This is a genomic window from Martelella sp. NC20, from assembly GCF_013459645.1.
In the GTDB taxonomy this organism is placed as follows: domain Bacteria; phylum Pseudomonadota; class Alphaproteobacteria; order Rhizobiales; family Rhizobiaceae; genus Martelella.
The window spans coordinates 5,545,983-5,566,206 of sequence record NZ_CP054861.1 but is presented as its reverse complement, the minus strand read 5'-3'; the positions used below and the strand labels follow the sequence as shown (position 1 = coordinate 5,566,206).

Below are 20,224 nucleotides of genomic sequence, written 5' to 3'. Positions count from 1 at the left end.
GCCGATGAGTTCGGACAAAGGCTCCAGGGACGAACACCGCAGCCGCGACGCCTATGCGCATCGCCTGAAGCGGATGCGTTCGCAAGGCATGAAGCCGCCGATCCCCGGCGGCGAGGAGCACGGCGGCATGACGGCCGATGCCTCGATCGATTGCGGCTGGGGGCGGGTGGTGTTCGGCCAGACGTTTTCCGATACCAAGCTCCTGATCGAGACGCTGCGCGCCGAGGTGCCCGACCACCGCGATATCGCGATCTATGTCCGCGACCCGCATGTGGTTCTGGCCAATGCGCCGCAGGAGGTGTTTCTCGACCCCTCGCATACCTTCCGGCTTGAACTTTCCACATACCGGCCGGCCTCCAAGCCGCCGCAGGGTTTCTTCATCCGCCGGCTGACATCGGAGATCGACGCCCAGGCGATCAACCGGATCTACGCCGCGCGCGGCATGGTGGTGGTGCGACCGGATTTCTTCTGGCGTCAGCGCGATGCCCGCTCGATCTCCTATTTCGTCGCCGAAGACGAGCACCAGGGCAATATTCTCGGCACGGTGACGGGCATCGACCATTCGCGGGTGTTCAACGATCCGGAAAAGGGAGCGTCGCTCTGGTGTCTGGCGAGCGACCCGCAGGCCCGACAGCGCGGCATCGGCGAGGCGCTGGTGCGCCGGCTCGCCGAGCATTTCATCGCGCGCGGCGCTTCCTATCTCGATCTCTCCGTGCTGCACGACAATGATCCGGCGATCCGGCTTTACGAGAAGCTCGGTTTCAAACGCGTGCCGTTCTTCACGGTCAAGCGCAAGAACCAGATCAACGAGAAACTGTTCACCGGGCCGGAGGAGGAGGATTACGAGGCGCTCAATCCCTATGCCCGGCTGATTGTCACCGAGGCGCGCCGCCGGGGTATCTCGGCCGAAATCACCGATGCCAGGGGCGGCTTCTTCCGGCTGTCCTATGGCGGCCGCTCGATCCATTGCCGCGAAAGCCTGACGGAACTGACCACTTCGGTGGCGATGTCGATCTGTGACGACAAATCCGTGACCCGCCGCTTCGTGGAAGAGGCGGGCGTGAAGGTGCCGCGCCAGATGACGTCGGATGCCGGCGAGGAGGCGATCCGCGGCTTTCTGGAGGATGCCGGCCATCTCGTGGTCAAGCCCGCGCGCGGCGAGCAGGGTAAGGGCATTTCCGTCGGCATTTCGACATTCGAGGCGCTCCAGGACGCGGTCAAGGACGCCAAGGCCTATTGCGATACGGTGCTGATCGAGGAAATGGTCGAAGGCGAGGATTTGCGCCTGATCGTGATCAACTACCGGCTGGTGGCCGCCGCCGTGCGTCGCCCGGCCCATATCGTGGCCGATGGAAAATCGTCGATCGAACAGTTGATCGCAAGCCAGAGCGCGCGGCGCATGGCCGCCACCGGCGGCGAATCCTCGATACCGCTCGATGCCGAGACCGAGCGTACGGTGCGCGATTCCGGCTATACCTTCGCCGATGTGCCGGCGGCTGGCACTGAGATCCGCGTGCGCCGGACCGCCAACCTGCACACCGGCGGCACCATTCACGATGTCACCGATATCGTCCATCCGAAGCTCGTGGACGCGGCGATTTCGGCCGCGCGCGCCATCAATATTCCGGTGGTGGGGATTGACCTGATGATCAAGTCCCCGCAAAACCCGGACTATGCCTTTATCGAGGCCAATGAGCGGCCGGGGCTTGCCAATCACGAGCCGCAGCCGACGGCCGAACGGCTTGTCGACCTGCTGTTCCCGCTTTCAATGCCGGCCGGCGTCCGCCATTCGGTGCGCGAGGCCCACAGGAACGAGTAGCAGATGAAACGATTGACGATCGACGCCGATTACCTGTCCGACATTCTGAAGTCGCTGCTCGCGATCCCCTCACCGACAGGCTATACCGACCCCATCGTGCGTTTCGTGACCGGAGAACTGGAAAAGCTCGGCCTCTCCGTGGAACTGACCCGGCGCGGCGCGATCCGCGCCGTCAGGCGCGGCGTCGACAGTCGCGGCGCGCGCGCCGTGGTCTCGCATGTCGATACGCTCGGCGCGCAGGTGAAATATCTGAAATCCAACGGCCGGCTGGAACTGGTGCCGATCGGCACATGGTCGGCGCGGTTTGCCGAAGGGGCGCGGGCCACGATCTTCACCGAAAAGGGGTCCTATCGCGGCACCATCCTGCCGCTGAAGGCGTCCGGTCATACCTTCAACAATGAAATCGACGAATTGCCGATCGGCTGGCGATATGTCGAGCTGCGCGTCGATGCGCTGACCCGCGACGAAGCCGACCTCGACCGTCTCGGCATCGAGATCGGCGATATCGTCGCGATCGATCCGCAGCCCGAATTCCTGGAAAATGGCTTCATCGTCTCGCGCCATCTCGACAACAAGGCCGGCGTGGCGCTGATGCTCGCGGCGCTGAAGGCGATGCAGGATGAGAATGTCGAAACCCCGGTCGCCAGCCACTGGCTGTTCACGATTGCCGAGGAAGTCGGCGTCGGCGCCTCCTCGATCGTCGCGCCCGAGGTCGCCTCGCTGGTCTCGATCGACAACGGCACGTCTGCGCCGGGCCAGAACTCCTCCGAATTCGGCGTGACGATCGCGATGGCCGACCAGACCGGGCCGTTCGACTGGCACCTGACCAAGAAGCTGGTCGATGTCTGCAAGGTCAATGATATCCGTTACCAGAAGGACGTGTTCCGCTACTACCGTTCGGATTCGGCAAGTGCGGTGGAGGCGGGCGCGGATGTGCGCACCGCCCTGATCGCCTTCGGCGTCGACGCCTCGCACGGCTATGAGCGCATCCACATGCATGCGCTGCGGTCTATCGCCGAGATGATCACCGCCTACCTGACCTCCGACGTCGAGATCAAGCGCGACTTCCAGCAGTCCGGCCCGATGACCGGCTTCACCCGCCAGCCCACCGGCAAGGCCAAGCAGGAACTCTCCACCGACGTCGAAAGCGAGAAGATCGACGATCCGGCGCATCCGCATCATGCGGGGCATGCCTGAGGCATCTTCGTTGCCTTCAGGGACAGCGCGCACCGACTTGCCGTTCGCGGGTTCGATGCTATTCTTGAACGCCCAGCGGTTGGGCTAGGGGGTGCGGATGAAGGTATTGAGAGGGGCGGTCGTCGCGGCCTGCCTGATGGGCTTCCTCGGGGCCGCGTCAGCGGAAGCCGCGACCGAATGCTTGACGGTTGATGCCCGCAAGGGCTGGCAGACGATGGAGAGTGAAGGCGGATTTTTCTTCGATGCCGGGTGGAGGGGAGCCTGGTCCGTCGATGCCGTGAATTACGATCCTGTCGGCCCTTTCGGGCATTCCGGCAGTGCGGCGCAGGCGCTTCAGCCTTATGAACAGTATAAGTATGAAACCTCGCTTCCGTTCGGCGCCATGCTTGTCGAGATGAACGACGAGGTCATGAGTCTCGACAGTTTTGTGCAGTTACTCGACGAAGAAGCCGATGAACTCTATTCGGCGCCTCATGCGTTTTACGCATTCCGGATCAATGACAGCGACAGAAGTCTCGGCGACAATGGCGGAGCAATAGAACTCTGTTTCGAGTTCGTAGACTATTGAGGACAGAGCGCCGTGTGTCTCTGCACAAAGGACGCTCCGACGTGTGGAAACTGCGCATCCTTGCCGGCGATCAGCCGAATACGATCCTTGGAAAATAAAACGACACCACCCAGTTCGGCGCATCGACGATCTCGCTGATCTTCAGGTCGCCTGCGACCGAGCAGAGCATGTAGGCGTCCTCGGGGGCAAGCTTGCGGGTGCGCGACAGGTGGTCGATCATCGCGGAAACGGCATCGCGGGCAGCCGCCATCAGGTCGGGGCCGATGCCGGTGGTGACCTCGTAGCCGGCGGCATCGAGATGGCGGGCGATCGGGCCGGGCGTGGAAAAATGCGGGGTTTTCGGCGCTGCCCCCTTGATCACTTCCACCGTGACCGAGACATCCATCGCGCTTTCGATCGCCGTGCCGCAGACCTCGCCATCGCCCTGGGCGGCGTGGGTGTCGCCGAGCGACAGCAGCGCGCCCTCGACCTCCACCGGCAGATAGAGCGTGGTCCCTGCGGCGATGTCACGGATATCCAAATTGCCGCCGACGCGGCGCGGCGGGATCACCGAATGATTGCCGGGCTCGGCCATGGCCACGCCGATGGTGCCAATGAACGGGTGGAGCGGGACCGTGGCGATATCGTTATAGACGGCGGGTTTTCGGGCCGCCGTGTCGTAATCCCAGAGCTTGAGTTTCGGTTGGGTGAACTGATCCGACAGCAGGCCGAAACCCGGTATGATCGCGGTCCAGCCGAAGCCTGAGGGCGAGAATTCGCGGATCGTCACCTTCAGCGCATCGCCGGGTTTCGCACCCTCGACATAGACCGGGCCGGTCAGCGGATTGATGGTCGCCGGATCGGCGGTGAGGATGTCGGCCGCGCTGCTGTCGTGATGATAATGGCCATTGCCGGCGTCGCGGCAGGAAAAGGCGATGGTCTCGCCGGACTTTGCATAATGCACTGGCTTGATCGCGCGGTCCCAGCCGAGATGGCCTTCGTGGGAATGGATGGTGCGGATCATGGTGTGCTCCCGTCGCGGTTTCCGACTGATGCAGCGCCCCGCGCCGCATAGCCCCCAAATCCTCTCGCCCCGGAGGGGAGAGATACCCCGAAAGGGGGAGTGAGGGGGGAGACCCTCCTCACGATCGCCCTTGCGGGACGAAATGTTGTTTCACCCTCACTCCCCCTGTCGGGGGTATCTCTCCCGCAGGCGGGAGAGAATAGTTGGAGCACGTCAGCCGCGCGCTATGCAACTGCCCCGCCTCAGCCGCCCCGGTTCAACCGCGCCCGCTCCAGCATATAAGCCTCGGCCTCGGCCATATGTTCCGCCATGATCTTGCGGGCCCGGTCCGGGTTGCGGCCGCGGATCGCCTTGATCAGCTCGATCTGGTAGAAAACCCCGGTCTCGCGCAGGCCCGGATTGGGCGTCTGGTAGATTGCGCGGCATTCCGGCAGGTCGCGCAGAAGGTTCAGCAGCAGGCCGCAGGCAAAGCCGAGTACCGGGTTTTTCGCATGGCGCGAGAGTTCGGCGTGGAAGTCGAGTTCGGCAAGGCGCTGGACATATTCCTCATCGGCGGATTTCGGTTCCGCCTCGTAGAGCCGGATCGTGGCCTGCAGGCCCGCAATCGCCTCGTCGGGCAGATGAAGCGCTGCCTCCGCCGCCAGTTCCGGCTCCAGCGATTTGCGCAGCGCGTAGATATCGGAAATCGAGGGCGGCGCGCGCAGGAACAGGTTGGTGACGGTCTGGATCGCCTCGCCGGGCGCCACCGCGCGCGCGAAAATCCCGCCGCCGGGCCCGGTCTTGCTCGCGATCATGCCCTGGAATTCGAGGATCTTGAGCGCTTCGCGCACGGTGCCGCGCGAGGCCGAAAGCTGCTCCGGGTCCAGCCATTCAGCAGGCAGCCGGTCTCCGGGCTCAAGCCCGGCCTCGATCATCCGCTCGCGCACCATGTCGGCGATGATATCCGGCCGCTTGCGCTTCTTCTCCGCAAATGGCGGCGCAAAGGCCTGGCGGCTTTCAAGGCTGGGTCTGGTCATGCCGTCCTTTTCATCATCGGATGGAAGCAGGCGGCTTCGTGACCGGGTCGCCCTTGCGTCTCATCTATCGGGGGAACACGCGTTGTGCAATGCTCCGTCCCGTTGGGACATCGGGCGAAGAAGGCGCAGCCTTTCGGCGGGTTGTAGGGGTCCGGAAGCTCCGCCTCGCTGTCGCCGCCCGAAACCGCCTTGCGGCCCGGCGCGGGCGCGGAGTTAAGTAGCAGGTGGGTGTAGGGATGGAGCGGCTCGGCAAACACCGCGTCACGGGTTCCCAGTTCCACGATCCGTCCGAAATACATCACCGCCACCCGGTCCGAGATCGATTCCACCACCGAAAGGTCATGGCTGATGAACAGGTAGGTGAGCCCGAACCGGCTCTTCAGGTCGTCGAGAATGTTGAGTACCTGCGCCTGCACCGAGACGTCGAGCGCCGACACCGGCTCATCGAGCACGATCACCTCGGGATCGGCGGCGAGCGCACGGGCGATGCCGATGCGCTGCGCCTGCCCGCCGGAGAATTCATGCGGATAGCGCTCGAGGAATTCGGGTGCGAGATTGACGGCGTCCATCAGCTCTTCCAGCCGCTTCCCGCGCGCCGCCTTGTTCATGTTCAGAAGGTGGATCAGCGGCGCTTCCAGAATGGTGCGGATCTTCTTGCGCGGGTTGAGCGAGGAGACCGGGTCCTGAAACACATATTGTATCTGGCGGGCAAGCGCGCGCGGATGCTTCCGCGCTTCATGGGCGAGATCGCGGCCCTCGAAGGTGATCCTGCCGCCGGTCGGAAGGTCGAGGCCGGAGAGCAGGCGGGCAAGCGTCGACTTGCCGCAGCCGGATTCGCCGACAATGCCAAGCGTCTCGCCCTTCTTCACGTCGAGGGTGACATCCTGAACGGCATGGACGGCGGGGAGTTTCTTTCCGAACAGCGTCTTGCCGCCGCCGAAGATGCGCTCGGCCCGATCGATGGCGATCAGCGTTTCGTTGGCCTCAGGCATCGGCGGTCTCCCGGTTGAGCGGATGGATGCAGCGCGCGCCGCGCTCATCGCCGAAGGAGAGCATCGGGATGTCGCCCTTCAGACAGTCGTCCTGAACATAGGGACAGCGATCGGCGAAGGCGCAGCCGTCGGGCAGGTCGTTGACGACCGGCGGGCGGCCCTTGATCGCATCGAGCCGCCGTTCGGGTTGGCCCAGCACCGGAACGCAGTCGATCAGCTTGGCGGTATAGGGATGGGCGGGGTTTGCGAGGATTTCCTCGGTGGTGCCGGTCTCCACGATGCGCCCGGCATACATCACCGCCACCCGGTCACAGATCGCCGAGACCACGCCGAAATCATGGGTGATGAACAGGATCGCGGTGTCGCGCTCCTTGCGCAGCCCGTTCATCAGTTCGAGGATCTGCGCCTGCACGGTAACATCGAGCGCGGTGGTGGGCTCGTCGGCGATGATCAGCTTTGCGTCATTGGCCAGCGCCATCGCGATCGAAATCCGCTGGCGCATGCCGCCGGAAAGTTCGTGCGGAAAGGCGTTCAGCCGCTCGCCGGCATTGGGGATGCGCACCGATTGCAGCAGGTCGGTGGCCTTTTTCCGGGCTTCCGATTTCGACAGCGGCTGGTGCGCCTGGATGGCCTCGATCAACTGATCGCCGACGGTAAACAGCGGATGCAGCGTCGACAGCGGGTCCTGGAATACGTGGGAGACCGCGCCGCCGCGCAACTGGCGGATGCGCTCGTCGCTTGCGGCAAACAGGTCCTCGCCGGCAAACCATGCAGCGCCCCCCGCGATTTGTCCGGGCGGCGTCGGCACGAGGCCCATCAGCGACATGGCGGTCACGGATTTCCCCGATCCGCTCTCGCCGACGAGGCCGAGACATTCGCCTTGCCGGAGATGCAGGTCGACGCCGCCGACGGCCCTGTAGATGCTGCCGCCGACATGGAATTCGGTGCGCATCTGCTGCACGTCGAGGACGGCGTTTTCGCGCGGCTTCCGGTCGGGCGCGGCATCGCGTTTGACGGCGGTGCGGGCGCCGGGGCGGGCGAGCGCGCCGGATTTCAGCCGGGGGTCGAGCACGTCGCGGATGCCGTCGCCGAACAGGTTGATGCTCATCACGAGGGCGAAGATCATCAGGCCCGGCACCATCGACACATGGGCGTCGGTGAACAGCACCTTGCGGCCGTCGCCCAGCATCGAGCCGAGATCGGCCTGCGGCGGCTGCGCGCCGAGGCCGAGGAAGGAAAGGCCGGCGGTCTCCAGGATCATCCAGCCGATCGTGGTCGACATGGTGATGATGATCACCGGCAGCACGTTTGGCAGCACCTCGCCGAACAGGATCGCGAAGTGCGACTTTCCGGAAAGCCGGGCCGCATCGACGAATTCGCGCCGCGACAGGCCGAGCGTCATGCCGCGAATGTTGCGGGCGAAGAACGGGATGTTGACGACGGCAATGGCATAGAGCGCATTCAACAGGCCGGGGCCGAGCACCGCGACGATCGCGAGCGCCAGCAGGATATAGGGAAAGGCCATGACCATATCGATGCCGCGCATCAGGATATTGTCGGTGCGCCCGCCCGCATAGCCGGCGACAAGGCCGATCAGCGAGCCGAAAAACGCCGCGATCAGGGTCGCCGAAACGCCGACGGCGAGGCTGACGCGGGTACCCCAGATCAGCCGCGACAGCAGATCGCGGCCGAGCGCGTCGGTGCCCAGAAGATGGCCGTCGGAAAGCGGCGGCAGCAGGCGCACGGATGGATCGGTCACGTTCGGCGGCTGCAACGGCAGGATGGGGGCGGCCAGCGCCACCAGCACGATCAGCGTCAGCACGATCAGCCCGGTGGTGGCGAGCGTGTTGTTGAGCAGCAGCTTGATCGCGGTCGGGCGGCTGCTTTTCTTCTTCTTTGGGGGAGCGGCTATCGCGGCGTCGGTCATCAGCGCAACCTCGGATCAAGCATGGTCTGGACGACGTCGGCGGCGAGGTTGAACAGCACATAGGCCGCCGCCACGATCAGAACCCCGCCCTGAACGGTCAGCAGGTCGCGGGTGGAGATCGCGGTCACCAGCATCGAGCCGATGCCCGGCCACTGGAACACGGTCTCGATATAGACCGCGCCGCCGAGCACGAAGCCGGCCTGGATGCCGAGCACCGGAATGACGGAGACGAGCGCCGCCTTGAAGGCGTGGCGCATGATCACGCGGCGCTCCTTCAGCCCCTTGGCGCGGGCGGTGCGGATATAGTCCTGGCGCAGCACTTCAAGCATCGCGGTGCGGGTCAGCCGCGCCACCACGCCGGTCGCCACCACAGAGAGCGTGAACGCCGGCAGGATCAGGTGTCTCAGGAGATCGAGCGGCCCGCCGCCGCCATAGATCGCGTACATGCCGCTTGCCGGCAGCCATTGCAGCTTGACCGCGAAGACCAGAATCAACAGCAGGCCGAGCCAGAACGAGGGCACCGAAATGCCGATCAGCACGAACAGCGTCACCAGCTTGTCGGTGAGGCCATACTGGCGGACCGCCGAGACGATGCCGGCCAGAAGGCCGAGGATGGAACAGAGCACCAGCGATGTGCCGGCCAGGATCAGCGTATTGCCGAAGCGCTCGGTGATGATGTCGAGGACCGGACGGTTCTGGGTGTAGGACCGGCCGAAATCGCCATGGAGAATATTGCCGAGCCAGATGAAATATTGCTGCACCAGCGGCTTGTCGAGGCCGAGCGCGCGGTTGATGCGGTCGACATTTTCAGGCGTCGCATAGGAGCCCAGAATGGCCGTCGCCGGATCGCCGGGGATCATCGCCATGATCGCGAACACGATCACGGTGAGGCCGAGAAGCACCGGAATGACAGCCAGTAGCCGCCGCAGGATGTAATGTGCCATGGCGTGTTCTCCGTGGGATGGGAAGCTGTGCAAAGCGCCTGTCGTCTTCTCTTCGATCTCTCCCCTTGAGGGAGAGATGCCCCGACAGGGGCAGAGAGGGGTGAACCCTCTCCGAGAGCACGGAGTATGCGGCTTATGCCCTGTACCCCTCTCTGTCGCTTTCGCGACATCTCCCCCTCAAGGGGGGAGATTGATGGGGGCTATGCGGCCCCGTAGAGCCGATCAGTTCGGCTTGGCGACCTTCTGCAGCAGCAGGAAGAACGACGGCTGGAGCTTGAAGTTTTCCACGCTCGCCTTGGTGACGGCGTTCTGCTTCCAGTTGGCGACGAACACCCACGGGGCGTCGTCCTGCACGATCGCCTGCATCTTTTTGTAGAGTTCGGCGCGCTTTGCCTGATCGGTGGACGTGCGGGCTTCTTCCAGCAGCTTGTCGACTTCCGGATTGGCGTAATAGCCGGAGTTGAAGCCGCCCTTGTCGGGGAAGGCTTCGCTGCGCAGCGCCAGATAAGGCAGGGTGTCCGGGTCGTTGGTCATCCACGCCATCTCGGCCATGTCTGCCTTGCCTTCGAGGCCGGGATTGACCTTGCCGAGGAAGGTGTTCCACTCATAGGTCTCGATCTTGACCGGAATGCCGACAGCTTCGAGATCGGCCTGGATCTGGGTCGCCATCGCCTGCGGCTCCAGCATGCCCGAACCGCCCTCGGTGACGTAGAAGGTCAGTTCCGAACCGTCATAGCCGGCTTCCTCAAGCAGCGCCCTGGCCTTTTCCGGGTCGTAGGGGTAGGGCGACAGGCTGTCGTCATAGGCCCAGGCGAAAGCCGGCGGCGTCGGGCCGGCGGCGACGTCGGCCGTGCCCTGCAGGATATCGTTGACGATGGCTTCCTTGTTGATCGCGTAGTTGGCGGCCTGGCGGATCTTCTTGTCGGCGAAGACGCCGTCCTTCATGTTCAGGATCAGGAACCAGACATGCGGGCCGGCCTGCTCATAGACCTTGTAATTGTCATTGCCGGAAAACTGCGAGAGCGCATCCGGCGGCACCTCGACCATCACGTCGAGACCGCCCGAAAGCATCTCGGCAACGCGGGTATTGGCGTCGGTGACCGGACGGAACACCACGGCCTCAAGCGGCGGCGCGCCGTCCCAGTAGTCCGCGTTCTTCGACACCACCACCTTGGCGTTCGGGTCCCATTCCTCGAACTTGAACGCGCCGGTGCCGGAGGGGTGGCGGCCGAAATCCTTGCCGTATTCCTTGACCGCCGCCGGCGACACGATCAGGCCGGTCGGATAGGCGAGGTTGGAGAGGAAGGGCGCGTAAGGTTCGGTCAGCGTGAACTTCACGGTCATGTCGTCGACGACATCGACCGTGTCGATCGAGGAGAAGAAGAAAGCGAGCGGGAACGGGCCGGTGTCGTAATACTCGTTGTCCTCGTTCAGCATGCGGTCGAAGTTGAACTTCACCGCCTCGGCGTTGAAATCCGAACCGTCGTGGAACTTCACGCCCTCGCGCAGCTTGAAGGTGTAGGTCTTGCCATCTTCCGAAATGTCCCAGCTTGTCGCAAGCGCAGGCTCGACCTCAAGCGTGCCGTCCTTGTAGCGCACCAGGCCGTCATACATGTTGACGAGGATGCGAAAGTCGTTGACGGCGGTGTCGGTGGCGGGGTCGAGCGATTTCGGTTCGGCGATCTGGCCGACGATCAGAACATTGGGTGGCGTTTGGGCGATCGCCGGCGCGCCGAAGGCGAGCGACGCGGCAGCCAGCGCGGCTGCGAGAAGGCGTTTCATCGATCGGTTCTCCTCTGTTGGTGGTTTTCTTAATTAATTATGAAAAATTTGTAATTGACAAGGATTGATTATGATAATTCCAGATGGCGCAGCTGGGAATTTTCCCTAAATCCAAATTTTTCAATTATTTAAGGCGATGGTGCGGCAGAGGCGAACAGGTGGCCGCGAGCATCCGGAGATCCATGACAAAGGCATTCCGCCTTCAAATCGCCAACTAGCAGCCCACTCTGACAATGACTGTGAGCGGGGCTCACATGAAAGCTGATGGACGATGATGAAAGGCAATGAACATGACTTCGATCGCGTTATGCCGCCGCAATATTTTCATCGGCGGAGCCGTGACGGCGGCGATGACCGCACTGGCCTCGGTTTCGGCCTCGGTTTCGGCATTGGCGGATGAGCCGCCGGAGGATTACGCCGAACAGACGCTGAAACTCGATCTGTTTTCCTGCGATATCAGCGAGCTGGCCGCCAGGAAGGCGGTGCACCCGGTGGTCTACAAGTTCGCCGAACTGGAATCCGAGGAGGCCCAGGCGATTGCCGGCGTGCTTCTGAATGCCGGCGCTTCGAGACCCACGCGCCCGGATACGCTGTCGCAAATGGTCGATACGCTCGACCGGATGGACCCGGGCCCCGCCTTCGACCTGGCTTATATCCAGCACCAGATCGATAATCACAAATCGCTTCTCACGGTGCAGAAACGCGAGGCGGAAAACGCATCGCATCAAGGCGTTCAGAAGACGGTTGCTACCGTTCTGGTACCGCTGATCGCCTCCCATCTCAACATGCTCCACACGGCTCACACCGATCTCGCATTCTAGAGTTTGTCAGGGAAAAGTGGAATCCGGTTTTCCCGAAAAGACAAACGAAAACAAATAAATCTAGAGTCTGTCTGGTTCGATTTGAACCTGACAGACTCTAGGTCTCGGCATGGAGGCCGCCCCACCGGAGAACGTCCGGCGGGGCCGGAACCCGTGAAACCGCTTCCGACGCCATGCGGTCCTATTTATTATGAAGAATTTGCGATATCGCGATATTTATCATAATGAATTGATCAGCAAGGGAGGCGGAATGAGACCCGGGATCAACAGCGAGCGGCTGAAAACCCTGCTCGACGGCATCAATGCCTTCGGGCGCGCGCAAGGCGGCGGCTTCAACCGGATCGGCTTCAGCGATGCGGATATGGCCGTGCGGGACTGGTTCGCGCGCGCGATGGCGGCGGATGGGCTGATCGTCAGCCGGGACGGCGCCAATTCGGTGTTCGGGCGTTTCGGCGCGGCGGATGCGCCTTCGATCATGGTCGGCTCCCATCTGGACACGGTCGCCGATGGCGGCGCTTTCGACGGTGCGCTCGGCGTTGCCGTCGCGCTCGAATGCGTGCGGGCGATGAAGGAAGCGGGCGTCCGGCCGCTTGTGCCGGTCGAGGTGGTGGCGACCAGCGAGGAGGAGGGCCGTTTTGGCGGCATGCTCGGCTCGCAGACAATAGCCGGGTTGGTCACGCCGGAATGGCTGGGCGCGGCGGCCGACGCCGATGGGCTATTGCTCAGCGAAGCAATGGCCGCGAAGGGGCTCGATCCGCAGGCGGTGCTCGCCTCGGCGCGGCCGAAAGGCTCGGTGAAGGCGTTTCTCGAACTGCATATCGAGCAGGGCCCCGTGCTGGAGCGGGAAGGCATCGCCATCGGACTGCCGGAGGGTGCTACCGGCATCGTCAATCTTCAGGTGCGGCTCGGCGGCATCGCCAATCATTCCGGCACCACGCCGATGGATATGCGCGCCGATGCCTTTGCGGGGCTGGCCGAAATCGCCGTCGAAATCCCGGCTATGATCGCGGCCTCGGGCTCCGCAGACGCCCGCATCACGATCGGCAAGGTCGAGCTTTCCCCCAATCATCCGCACACCATACCGGGCGAGGCGGTCTTTACCGTAATCATCCGCGATGCCGCGGAAAGTGTCATGCGCGGGCTTCAGGCGCGGTTCGCGGAGGTCGCGCAGGCCGTGGCGCAAAAACATCGGCTTGGTCTGTCGATTGCGGAAAACAGTTTCATCGCTCCGGTCGCTTTCGATCGCGGCCTGATCGACACGCTGGAGGCCGAGGTGCGTAGGCTCGGCCTCCCGGCGCGGCGGATGATTTCCGGCGCCGGCCACGACGCGCAGATGATGACGGCGCTCTGCCCGTCGGCGATGATCTTCGTGCCGAGCCGCAACGGTATTTCGCATGCGCCGGAAGAGCATTCGGAATGGGCGGATATCGAAAAGGGCGCGCGCTTGATGCTTTCGGCATTGATGCGGCTTTGCGCGGGCTGACAAAGCCGTGGTCGGTGAAGCGGCATGGTGCTATGCAGGCCGTGCAATCGCTGCAAGAGATAGCCGCCATAGATAGCTGCCATGACCGCCCGATACGATAGCTACATCATCTGCACCTCGCCGCGCAGCGGCAGCACATTGCTTTGCAAGCTGCTTGCCGCCACCGGCGTCAGCGGCAATCCCGATTCCCATTTTCACCGACCGTCGCTCGCCGCATGGCAGAAAAGCCACGGCGTTGCGGAAATCGAAGGCGAGCATGAACGGGCGGCGCTCGCCCGCGTGTTCGCCGCGGCAATCGCCAAAGGCAGCGGCGATACCGGCATGTTCGGCCTCCGCCTGCAGCGCGGCAGCTTCGATTATTTCACGGAAAAACTCGCCGTTCTTCATCCCGGCCTCGGTTCCGACGTGAGCCGCGTCGAGGCGGCGTTCGGACGCACGCTGTTCATCTATCTGTCGCGCGCCGACAAGGTCGCCCAGGCTGTCTCCTGCGTGAAGGCGGAGCAGACCGGGCTGTGGCATGTGGCGCCGGACGGCGGTGAACTGGAGCGCACCGCCCCGCACCGCGAGCCGGTCTATGACGGCCCGGCGCTGATGAAATGGCACGACACGATGACGGGTTATGAGCGCGAATGGGAGGCCTGGTTTTCGCGCGAGAACATAGAACCGCTGCGGCTCGATTACGATGCGCTGTCCCATTCACCGCGTGAGACGCTACGCACCGTCTTGCTGGCGCTCAGCCTTGGCGGGCGCGCGGCGGATGCCGCTTCGCCCGGCGTCAGGAAGATCGCCGATCGGGTCAATGACGAATGGGCGGAAAGGCTGCGCCTTCAGATCGCCGAGTAAAACCGGAAGGCCGCAAAGCCGACCGCGATGATCGCCGCCAGCACGACGCCGGCGATAAGCGCGAATTCGGCGCTCTGACCGAAGGCGTTGCGGCGTTCAGATCTTTGCGGCATGACGGTTCTGGCTCTGGCTGCTTCGGTGACGGTCATCATGGCGCGCTTGCCTTCTCGCGGCGTTAAAATACATGGTTACTATTTGATAAAACACATATCAGCCGGGACGTGTTCCCGTTTCGGATTTCGCGTGTCCGCAACGCGTTATCACCGATGGTTTGCCAAGCCGTCGGGCAGGCGATAGACATGCGTAAACGCATCATATGGAATGGACCGCATGGCTCGCGCCTTTCTTTACGTTCTTGATTCCTTCGGCATCGGCGGCGCGCCGGATGCCCGCGCCTATGGCGATCTTGGCGCCGATACGCTCGGTCATATCGCCGAATTCTGCGCCGCCGGGCTCGGCGACCGGGAAGGGCTGCGCTCAGGCCCGCTGCGGCTTCCCAATATGGCGGCACTCGGGCTCATCGAGGCGGCGAAGCTTGCGAGCGGCAATTATCCGGCCGGCATGGAGCGGTCCGAGCGGTTCTTGGGCCGCTACGGCGCGGCAAGCGAGGTCTCGCGCGGCAAGGACACGCCGTCAGGCCACTGGGAGATCGCCGGCACGCCGGTGATGTTCGACTGGGGTTATTTCCCCGACGGGCCGGATTGTTTTTCACGGGAACTCCTGGAGGCGATCTACGCCGAGGCCGGCATTTCCGGCAGTCTCGGCAATTGCCACGCGTCGGGCACCGAGATCATCAAGCGCTATGGTCAGGAGCATGTCTGGACCCGGCGGCCGATCTTCTACACCTCCTCCGACAGCGTGTTCCAGATCGCCGCCCATGAATATCACTTCGGGCTGGACCGGCTGATGAAGCTTTGCGCCGTCGTGCGCCAACTGACCTATGCCTACAATATCGGCCGGGTCATCGCCCGCCCGTTCGCCGGCGAGACCGCCGAGACCTTCAAGCGCACTGGCAATCGCCGCGACTTCTCGATCGAGCCGCCGGACAGGACCCTGCTCGACCGGGTGAGCGAGGCCGGGCGCAAGGTGCTGGCGGTCGGCAAGATTTCCGATATCTTCGCCGGCAAGGGGGTGACCCGGCTCTACAAGGGCGATGGCAACGAAGCGCTGGTCGATGCCAGCCTCGAGGCGATAGCGCAAGCGGATGACGGTGATCTCGTGTTCACCAATCTGGTCGATTTCGACATGCTCTACGGCCATCGCCGCGATGTGCCGGGCTATGCCGCAGCCCTCGAGGCCTTCGACGCCCGGATCAACGATATCGCCGAACGGCTGAAGCCCGGCGATATCGTGGTGCTGACCGCCGATCACGGCTGCGATCCCACCTGGCGCGGCTCCGACCATACCCGCGAGCGTGTGCCGGTGCTGGTCTTCGGCCCGGGGCTGAGGCCTGGTTCGTTCGGCGTGCGCGACAGCTATGCCGATATCGGGGAGAGCATCGCGGCGCATCTGGGCCTCGCGCCCGGCACGAACGGGAGGTCGTTTCTGTGATCAAGGCCGAACTTCATTGTCATATCGAAGGGGCAACGCCGCCGGCGCTGGCGGGCAGGCTTGCCGAAAAATACGGCATCGACCTTTCCCGCCATCTGAGCGGCGGACGCTATGTCTGGCACGATTTTTCGAGTTTCATCGCCTGCTATGCGGCAATCGCGAACGTGTTCCGCTCGGAGGAGGATTTCGCGGCCCTTGCCGAAGCCTATCTGAGCGAACTGGCCACGGCGAACACGATCTATGCCGAGCTGTTCGTATCCCCGGAACAGGGCCTGTCCGCCGGCCTGTCGAAGGATGGCTACATGCGGGCGATCACCGCCGGCATCGAGGCCGCGCGCGAAAAGACCGGCATCGAGGCGCGCATGGTCATGATCGGCGAGCGCCATATGGGGCCGGAGCAGGTGGAGGGAGCCGCGCGCTATGCCGTTTCCTGCGATTTTCCGCTGCTGACCGGTTTCAACATGGCCGGCGACGAGCGCATGGGCCGGGTTGCCGATTTCGCCCGCGCCTTCGATATCGCGCGCGATGGCGGGCTCGGCATCACCATTCATGCGGGCGAGGTCTGCGGCGCGTTTTCGGTGCGCGATGCGCTCGATTGCGTCCGGCCCGACAGGATAGGCCATGGCGTCAGGGCCATCGAGGAACCGGATCTGGTGCGCCGGCTTGCCGATGAGGGCGTGGTGTTGGAAGTCTGTCCGGGCTCGAATATCGCGCTTTCCGTCTATCCGGATCTGGCGGCCCATCCGCTGCGCCGGCTGTTCGATGCGGGGGTGAAAGTCACGCTCAATTCCGATGACCCGCCGTTCTTCCACACCTCGCTTGCCCGCGAATACGAAGCTGCCCGCGACGAGATGGGGTTTTCGCGGCAAGAAATCGACACGATGACGCGGACGGCGATCGAGGCCGCCTTCGTCGATGAACCGACCCGCAAACGGCTGCTTACGCGGCTTTCGGGCTGAAACAGTGAAAACCGGACGCTTTCGTTGGCGCGATGCTTGCCGGGCGCAAGCCTTTTGCGCCATAAACAGCTTCACTGCATAAAGGACGGGAAGACACCATGGACGGCGTAACGGTCATCAATCACCCCCTGGTTCAGCACAAGCTGACCAAGATGCGGCAGAAGGAAACCTCGACGGCGAGCTTCCGGCGTCTGCTCCGGGAGATTTCGACGCTGCTGTGCTACGAGGTGACCCGCGATCTCGAACTGACCATGGAAACCATCGAGACGCCGATGACGACGATGGAAGCGCCGGTGCTGGAAGGCAAGAAGCTGGTGTTCGCCTCGATCCTGCGCGCCGGCAACGGTCTCTTGGAAGGCATGCTCGATCTGGTGCCGTCTGCCCGCGTCTCCCATATCGGCGTCTATCGCGATCATGAAACGCTGGAGGCGATCGAATATTTCTTCAAGGCGCCGGAGGATATCGGCGAGCGTCTGGTGATCGTCGTCGATCCGATGCTGGCGACCGGCAACTCCTCGATCGCCGCCGTCGACCGGCTGAAGGAGCGCGGCGTCACCAATATCCGCTTCCTCTGCCTGCTGGCCGCCCCCGAGGGCATCGAGAATTTCCGCAAGGCGCACCCCGATGTCGCGGTCTACACCGCGGCGATCGACAGCCATCTCAACGAAAAGGGCTATATCGTCCCCGGCCTGGGTGACGCCGGCGACCGGATGTACGGCACGAAATAGCGGCCTCGGCCGTCATTTTCGCAGCGGCAGCCGGTAGCGGACGAAGCCGTCGGCCTTGTCGTAACTGTCGTAGAGCCGGCGCGCCGTGGCGTTGTCGTCATTGGTGTGCCAGTAGAGATTGGTCCAGCCATCGCGGCGGCCGGTCGCGATCAGGTCATCGATCAGCGCGCGGCCGACGCCGCTGCCCCGGCTTGCGGGGTCGACGAACAGGTCTTCCAGATAGCAGGCCGGCTCCACCGCCCATGTGCGCGGATGCAGGATGCAGGTCGCAAAGCCCGCGATCACGCCATCGACAACCGCAAGACGGGTGAAGACCGGGCTTGTCGGATCAATGATCCGGCTCCAGGTCATCGCGGTCACCGCCTCGTCCAGCTCAGTGCCATAAAACGCCAGATAGCCCTGCCAGAGCGTCAGCCATGCGGCCTTGTCGGTGGGTGCGGCCGAGCGGATCACGGCGGCGGTCACTCGCCCGCCTCCTGAAGGATCTGCAGATGCTCGCCGGAAAGTTCGAGTTGAGGCGCCCGGATCAGGCTCTCCATCTGTTCCAGCTTCGAGGCACTGGCGATCGGCGCGGTGACGCCGCGTCGTGTCATCAGCCAGGCAAGCGCGATCGAGGCCGGATGCTCGCCGGTTTCGGTGCTGACCTGTTCCAGCGCCTTCAAAATCCGGCGGCCGCGGTCGTCGAAATATTTGGCGACCCCGCCGCCGCGCGCGGTCCCCTCCGTCTCATCGGCCGATTTGTATTTTCCGGTGAGGAAGCCGGAGGCGAGGCTGAAATAGGTGATGACGCCGATATCGTGCTCGACGCATAGGTCGGCAAGCGCGCCCTCGAAGGCTGCGCGGGCGTAGAGATTATATTCCGGCTGGAGTACGTCATAGCCCGCCCGCCCGGTATGCGCGGCCACTGCCAGCGCCTCGCCAAGCTGCCCGGCATCGAGATTTGAAGCGCCGATCGCGCGGACCTTGCCCTGTTCCCGTAGTCGGGTGAAAGCGCCGATGGTCTCGTCATAGGGCGTGTTTTCATCCGGCCAGTGGGCCAGATAGACGTCGATATAGTCGGTCCCGAGTCGCTTCAGCGATTCCTCCACGGCTTGAGTGATCCAGCCCTCGCCGAGCCCCTTCCTGTCCGGCGCCATTTCGGAGCCGACCTTGGTGATGATCACCACGTCCTCGCGCCTGACGCCGCCGCGCTTCAGCCAGTTGCCGATGATGGTTTCGGACTCTCCACCCTGGTTGCCATCCACCCATTTCGAGTAGACGTCCGCCGTATCGATAGCGTTGAAGCCGGCATCGACGAAGCGGTCGAGCAGGGCAAACGAGGTCTGCTCGTCCGCCGTCCATCCGAAAACATTGCCCCCGAACACAACCGGCCCAATGGCGATATCGGTGCGGCCCAGAATTCGTTTATGCATGATTTCCTCCGGCATGGTTAAAAGGCGGTGCAGCATTCTAGATAGCGCCCAGTCTATGCTTTGCAATCGCCGCGATGCAACGCTTGCGCTGGTCGCGTCCGGTTTTTATGCTGGCCCGCGAAAAAGGTGAGGAGACCCGATGTTGCGTTTTGGAATTATGTCGACGGCCAAGATCGGCCGCGAACTGGTCGTGCCGGCAATTGTCGATGCGGAAAACTGTGTGCTTGCGGCCATCGCGAGCCGCGATATCGGCCGTGCGCGAGCAATGGCCGAGCGCTTCGGCGCGCCCCACGCCTTCGGTTCCTATGAGGAGATGCTGGCAAGCGACGTGATCGACGCCGTCTATATCCCGCTGCCGACCTCCCAGCACGTCGAATGGGCGATCAAGGCGGCGGATGCGGGAAAGCATGTTCTGGTGGAAAAGCCGCTGGCGCTGAAGGCGGACGACATCGCGCCCGTGATCGCCGCGCGTGACCGCAACAAGGTGCTGGTCAGCGAGGCCTATATGGTCACCTATACGCCGGTGTGGCGCAAGGTCCGGGCGCTGCTTGCGGAAGGCGCGATCGGCGAACTCGTCCATGTGCAGGGCGCTTTCACCTATTTCCTGCGCGATGAGACCAATATGCGCAACATTCCCGAACTCGGCGGCGGCGGTCTGCCCGATATCGGCGTCTATCCGACGGTCACCACCCGCTTTGCCACGGGCCGGGAGCCTGCGCGCGTTCAGGCCACAGTGCGCTATGACGAAAAGTTCGGCACGGATATCTATGCCTCGGTGCGGGCGGAATTTCCGGGCTTTGAACTGAGCTTCTACATCTCCACCCAGCTCGCCAATCGCCAATCCATGGCCTTTCACGGAACGGAGGGCCTGATAGAGGTGGTATCGCCGTTCAATGCCGACCGCTGGGGCGAGGAAACCGTGCTGCTCTCCAACCGCAACCACAGCGAAACCCGGGCCTTCCGCTTCCAGGACAGCCGGCAATATGTATGCGAGGTCGAGGCCTTTGCGAAGGCGGCAATGGGCGCGGACGAGGCGGTGTTCACGCTTGAGGATTCGGTGCGCAACCAGCGTTTCATCGATGCCGTCTACCGGGCCGGCAATGCCGATGGCGGCTGGACGGAGGTCTGAGCTTCAGCGCATCCGTCCGCCGCGCCATGGCCGTGAGGCCATGGCCACTT

19 protein-coding genes are annotated in these 20,224 nt (G+C 63.5%); 10 read left to right on the top strand and 9 right to left on the bottom strand.

Annotated elements, in window-relative coordinates; all coding sequences use genetic code 11:
• The first annotated feature begins 4 nt into the window (after nt 1-4).
• The 3 genes from ngg (at nt 5) to HQ843_RS26455 (ending at nt 3,584) form a co-directional block, all read left to right on the top strand.
• Nucleotides 5-1,819 (top strand): N-acetylglutaminylglutamine synthetase, encoded by a 1,815-nt coding sequence (gene ngg / locus HQ843_RS26465; protein ID WP_180900411.1) that lies wholly within the window; start codon nt 5-7, stop codon nt 1,817-1,819.
• Nucleotides 1,820-1,822: 3 nt separating this feature from the next.
• Nucleotides 1,823-3,016 (top strand): osmoprotectant NAGGN system M42 family peptidase, encoded by a 1,194-nt coding sequence (locus HQ843_RS26460; RefSeq protein ID WP_180900412.1) that lies wholly within the window; start codon nt 1,823-1,825, stop codon nt 3,014-3,016.
• A gap of 97 nt (nt 3,017-3,113) precedes the next feature.
• Entirely contained in the window at nt 3,114-3,584 is a 471-nt protein-coding gene (locus HQ843_RS26455; RefSeq protein ID WP_180900413.1) for a hypothetical protein, read from the top strand.
• Between the two features lie 70 nt (nt 3,585-3,654).
• Here the strand turns inward: HQ843_RS26455 and HQ843_RS26450 are convergent, their stop codons facing one another.
• The 6 genes from HQ843_RS26450 to HQ843_RS26425 form a co-directional block, all read right to left on the bottom strand.
• The gene (locus HQ843_RS26450) at nt 3,655-4,587 is read right to left on the bottom strand and encodes an acetamidase/formamidase family protein (RefSeq protein ID WP_180903360.1); all 933 of its coding nucleotides are present in this window, start codon (nt 4,585-4,587) and stop codon (nt 3,655-3,657) included.
• Between the two features lie 242 nt (nt 4,588-4,829).
• Nucleotides 4,830-5,603: a FadR/GntR family transcriptional regulator gene (locus HQ843_RS26445; protein WP_180900414.1), complete on the bottom strand. Its 774-nt coding sequence runs from the start codon at nt 5,601-5,603 to the stop codon at nt 4,830-4,832.
• Complete coding sequence (locus tag HQ843_RS26440; RefSeq protein ID WP_180900415.1) at nt 5,600-6,595, bottom strand: ABC transporter ATP-binding protein; 996 nt, start codon at nt 6,593-6,595, stop codon at nt 5,600-5,602. The genes HQ843_RS26445 and HQ843_RS26440 overlap by 4 nt, the downstream gene beginning before the upstream one ends.
• On the bottom strand, nt 6,588-8,522 hold the full coding sequence (locus HQ843_RS26435) for a dipeptide/oligopeptide/nickel ABC transporter permease/ATP-binding protein (protein WP_180903358.1): 1,935 nt from the start codon (nt 8,520-8,522) through the stop codon (nt 6,588-6,590). The genes HQ843_RS26440 and HQ843_RS26435 overlap by 8 nt, the downstream gene beginning before the upstream one ends.
• Nucleotides 8,522-9,466, bottom strand: coding sequence for an ABC transporter permease (locus HQ843_RS26430; protein ID WP_180900416.1), 945 nt, complete (start codon nt 9,464-9,466; stop codon nt 8,522-8,524). Before HQ843_RS26430 ends, HQ843_RS26435 begins: the two co-directional genes overlap by 1 nt.
• 222 nt (nt 9,467-9,688) lie before the next feature.
• Entirely contained in the window at nt 9,689-11,248 is a 1,560-nt protein-coding gene (locus HQ843_RS26425) for an ABC transporter substrate-binding protein (RefSeq protein WP_180900417.1), read from the bottom strand.
• A 290-nt stretch (nt 11,249-11,538) separates the two neighbouring features.
• Between HQ843_RS26425 and HQ843_RS26420 the strand changes: the two genes are divergently transcribed.
• The 3 genes from HQ843_RS26420 (at nt 11,539) to HQ843_RS26410 (ending at nt 14,395) form a co-directional block, all read left to right on the top strand.
• On the top strand, nt 11,539-12,069 hold the full coding sequence (locus HQ843_RS26420) for a DUF4142 domain-containing protein (protein WP_180900418.1): 531 nt from the start codon (nt 11,539-11,541) through the stop codon (nt 12,067-12,069).
• A 250-nt stretch (nt 12,070-12,319) separates the two neighbouring features.
• Nucleotides 12,320-13,552, top strand: coding sequence for a Zn-dependent hydrolase (locus HQ843_RS26415; protein ID WP_246710229.1), 1,233 nt, complete (start codon nt 12,320-12,322; stop codon nt 13,550-13,552).
• An 81-nt stretch (nt 13,553-13,633) separates the two neighbouring features.
• On the top strand, nt 13,634-14,395 hold the full coding sequence (locus HQ843_RS26410) for a Stf0 family sulfotransferase (RefSeq protein WP_180900420.1): 762 nt from the start codon (nt 13,634-13,636) through the stop codon (nt 14,393-14,395).
• Here the strand turns inward: HQ843_RS26410 and HQ843_RS26405 are convergent.
• Nucleotides 14,380-14,547, bottom strand: coding sequence for a hypothetical protein (locus HQ843_RS26405; RefSeq protein ID WP_180900421.1), 168 nt, complete (start codon nt 14,545-14,547; stop codon nt 14,380-14,382). The genes HQ843_RS26410 and HQ843_RS26405 overlap by 16 nt on opposite strands.
• Before the next feature lie 178 nt (nt 14,548-14,725).
• On the opposite strand from HQ843_RS26405, the gene HQ843_RS26400 reads away from it, so the two are divergent.
• The 3 genes from HQ843_RS26400 (at nt 14,726) to upp (ending at nt 17,633) form a co-directional block, all read left to right on the top strand.
• A complete protein-coding gene (locus HQ843_RS26400) occupies nt 14,726-15,946 on the top strand; it encodes a phosphopentomutase (RefSeq protein ID WP_180900422.1) in 1,221 nt (406 codons plus the stop codon).
• Nucleotides 15,943-16,905, top strand: coding sequence for an adenosine deaminase (locus HQ843_RS26395; RefSeq protein WP_180900423.1), 963 nt, complete (start codon nt 15,943-15,945; stop codon nt 16,903-16,905). The genes HQ843_RS26400 and HQ843_RS26395 overlap by 4 nt, the downstream gene beginning before the upstream one ends.
• Nucleotides 16,906-17,003: 98 nt before the next feature.
• Nucleotides 17,004-17,633 (top strand): uracil phosphoribosyltransferase, encoded by a 630-nt coding sequence (gene upp, locus HQ843_RS26390; protein ID WP_180900424.1) that lies wholly within the window; start codon nt 17,004-17,006, stop codon nt 17,631-17,633.
• 12 nt (nt 17,634-17,645) lie between these two features.
• Here the strand turns inward: upp and HQ843_RS26385 are convergent, their stop codons facing one another.
• Both HQ843_RS26385 and HQ843_RS26380 read right to left on the bottom strand, forming a co-directional pair.
• The gene (locus tag HQ843_RS26385) at nt 17,646-18,098 is read right to left on the bottom strand and encodes a GNAT family N-acetyltransferase (protein WP_180900425.1); all 453 of its coding nucleotides are present in this window, start codon (nt 18,096-18,098) and stop codon (nt 17,646-17,648) included.
• On the bottom strand, nt 18,095-19,045 hold the full coding sequence (locus HQ843_RS26380; protein WP_180900426.1) for an aldo/keto reductase: 951 nt from the start codon (nt 19,043-19,045) through the stop codon (nt 18,095-18,097). Before HQ843_RS26380 ends, HQ843_RS26385 begins: the two co-directional genes overlap by 4 nt.
• Before the next feature lie 139 nt (nt 19,046-19,184).
• Here HQ843_RS26380 and HQ843_RS26375 point away from each other — a divergent pair, with 139 nt between their 5' ends.
• Nucleotides 19,185-20,174 (top strand): Gfo/Idh/MocA family protein, encoded by a 990-nt coding sequence (locus HQ843_RS26375; protein WP_180900427.1) that lies wholly within the window; start codon nt 19,185-19,187, stop codon nt 20,172-20,174.
• The last annotated feature ends 50 nt before the right edge of the window (nt 20,175-20,224 follow it).

What these genes read in the sequence shown, in the direction of transcription:
- ngg (WP_180900411.1), top strand. Translation starts at nt 5, where the DNA reads ATGAGTTCGGACAAAGGCTCCAGGGACGAACACCGCAGCCGCGACGCC.
- HQ843_RS26460 (WP_180900412.1), top strand. Translation starts at nt 1,823, where the DNA reads ATGAAACGATTGACGATCGACGCCGATTACCTGTCCGACATTCTGAAG.
- HQ843_RS26455 (WP_180900413.1), top strand. Translation starts at nt 3,114, where the DNA reads ATGAAGGTATTGAGAGGGGCGGTCGTCGCGGCCTGCCTGATGGGCTTC.
- HQ843_RS26450 (WP_180903360.1), bottom strand. Translation starts at nt 4,587, where the DNA reads ATGATCCGCACCATCCATTCCCACGAAGGCCATCTCGGCTGGGACCGC.
- HQ843_RS26445 (WP_180900414.1), bottom strand. Translation starts at nt 5,603, where the DNA reads ATGACCAGACCCAGCCTTGAAAGCCGCCAGGCCTTTGCGCCGCCATTT.
- HQ843_RS26440 (WP_180900415.1), bottom strand. Translation starts at nt 6,595, where the DNA reads ATGCCTGAGGCCAACGAAACGCTGATCGCCATCGATCGGGCCGAGCGC.
- HQ843_RS26435 (WP_180903358.1), bottom strand. Translation starts at nt 8,522, where the DNA reads ATGACCGACGCCGCGATAGCCGCTCCCCCAAAGAAGAAGAAAAGCAGC.
- HQ843_RS26430 (WP_180900416.1), bottom strand. Translation starts at nt 9,466, where the DNA reads ATGGCACATTACATCCTGCGGCGGCTACTGGCTGTCATTCCGGTGCTT.
- HQ843_RS26425 (WP_180900417.1), bottom strand. Translation starts at nt 11,248, where the DNA reads ATGAAACGCCTTCTCGCAGCCGCGCTGGCTGCCGCGTCGCTCGCCTTC.
- HQ843_RS26420 (WP_180900418.1), top strand. Translation starts at nt 11,539, where the DNA reads ATGACTTCGATCGCGTTATGCCGCCGCAATATTTTCATCGGCGGAGCC.
- HQ843_RS26415 (WP_246710229.1), top strand. Translation starts at nt 12,320, where the DNA reads ATGAGACCCGGGATCAACAGCGAGCGGCTGAAAACCCTGCTCGACGGC.
- HQ843_RS26410 (WP_180900420.1), top strand. Translation starts at nt 13,634, where the DNA reads ATGACCGCCCGATACGATAGCTACATCATCTGCACCTCGCCGCGCAGC.
- HQ843_RS26405 (WP_180900421.1), bottom strand. Translation starts at nt 14,547, where the DNA reads ATGATGACCGTCACCGAAGCAGCCAGAGCCAGAACCGTCATGCCGCAA.
- HQ843_RS26400 (WP_180900422.1), top strand. Translation starts at nt 14,726, where the DNA reads ATGGCTCGCGCCTTTCTTTACGTTCTTGATTCCTTCGGCATCGGCGGC.
- upp (WP_180900424.1), top strand. Translation starts at nt 17,004, where the DNA reads ATGGACGGCGTAACGGTCATCAATCACCCCCTGGTTCAGCACAAGCTG.
- HQ843_RS26380 (WP_180900426.1), bottom strand. Translation starts at nt 19,045, where the DNA reads ATGCATAAACGAATTCTGGGCCGCACCGATATCGCCATTGGGCCGGTT.
- HQ843_RS26375 (WP_180900427.1), top strand. Translation starts at nt 19,185, where the DNA reads ATGTTGCGTTTTGGAATTATGTCGACGGCCAAGATCGGCCGCGAACTG.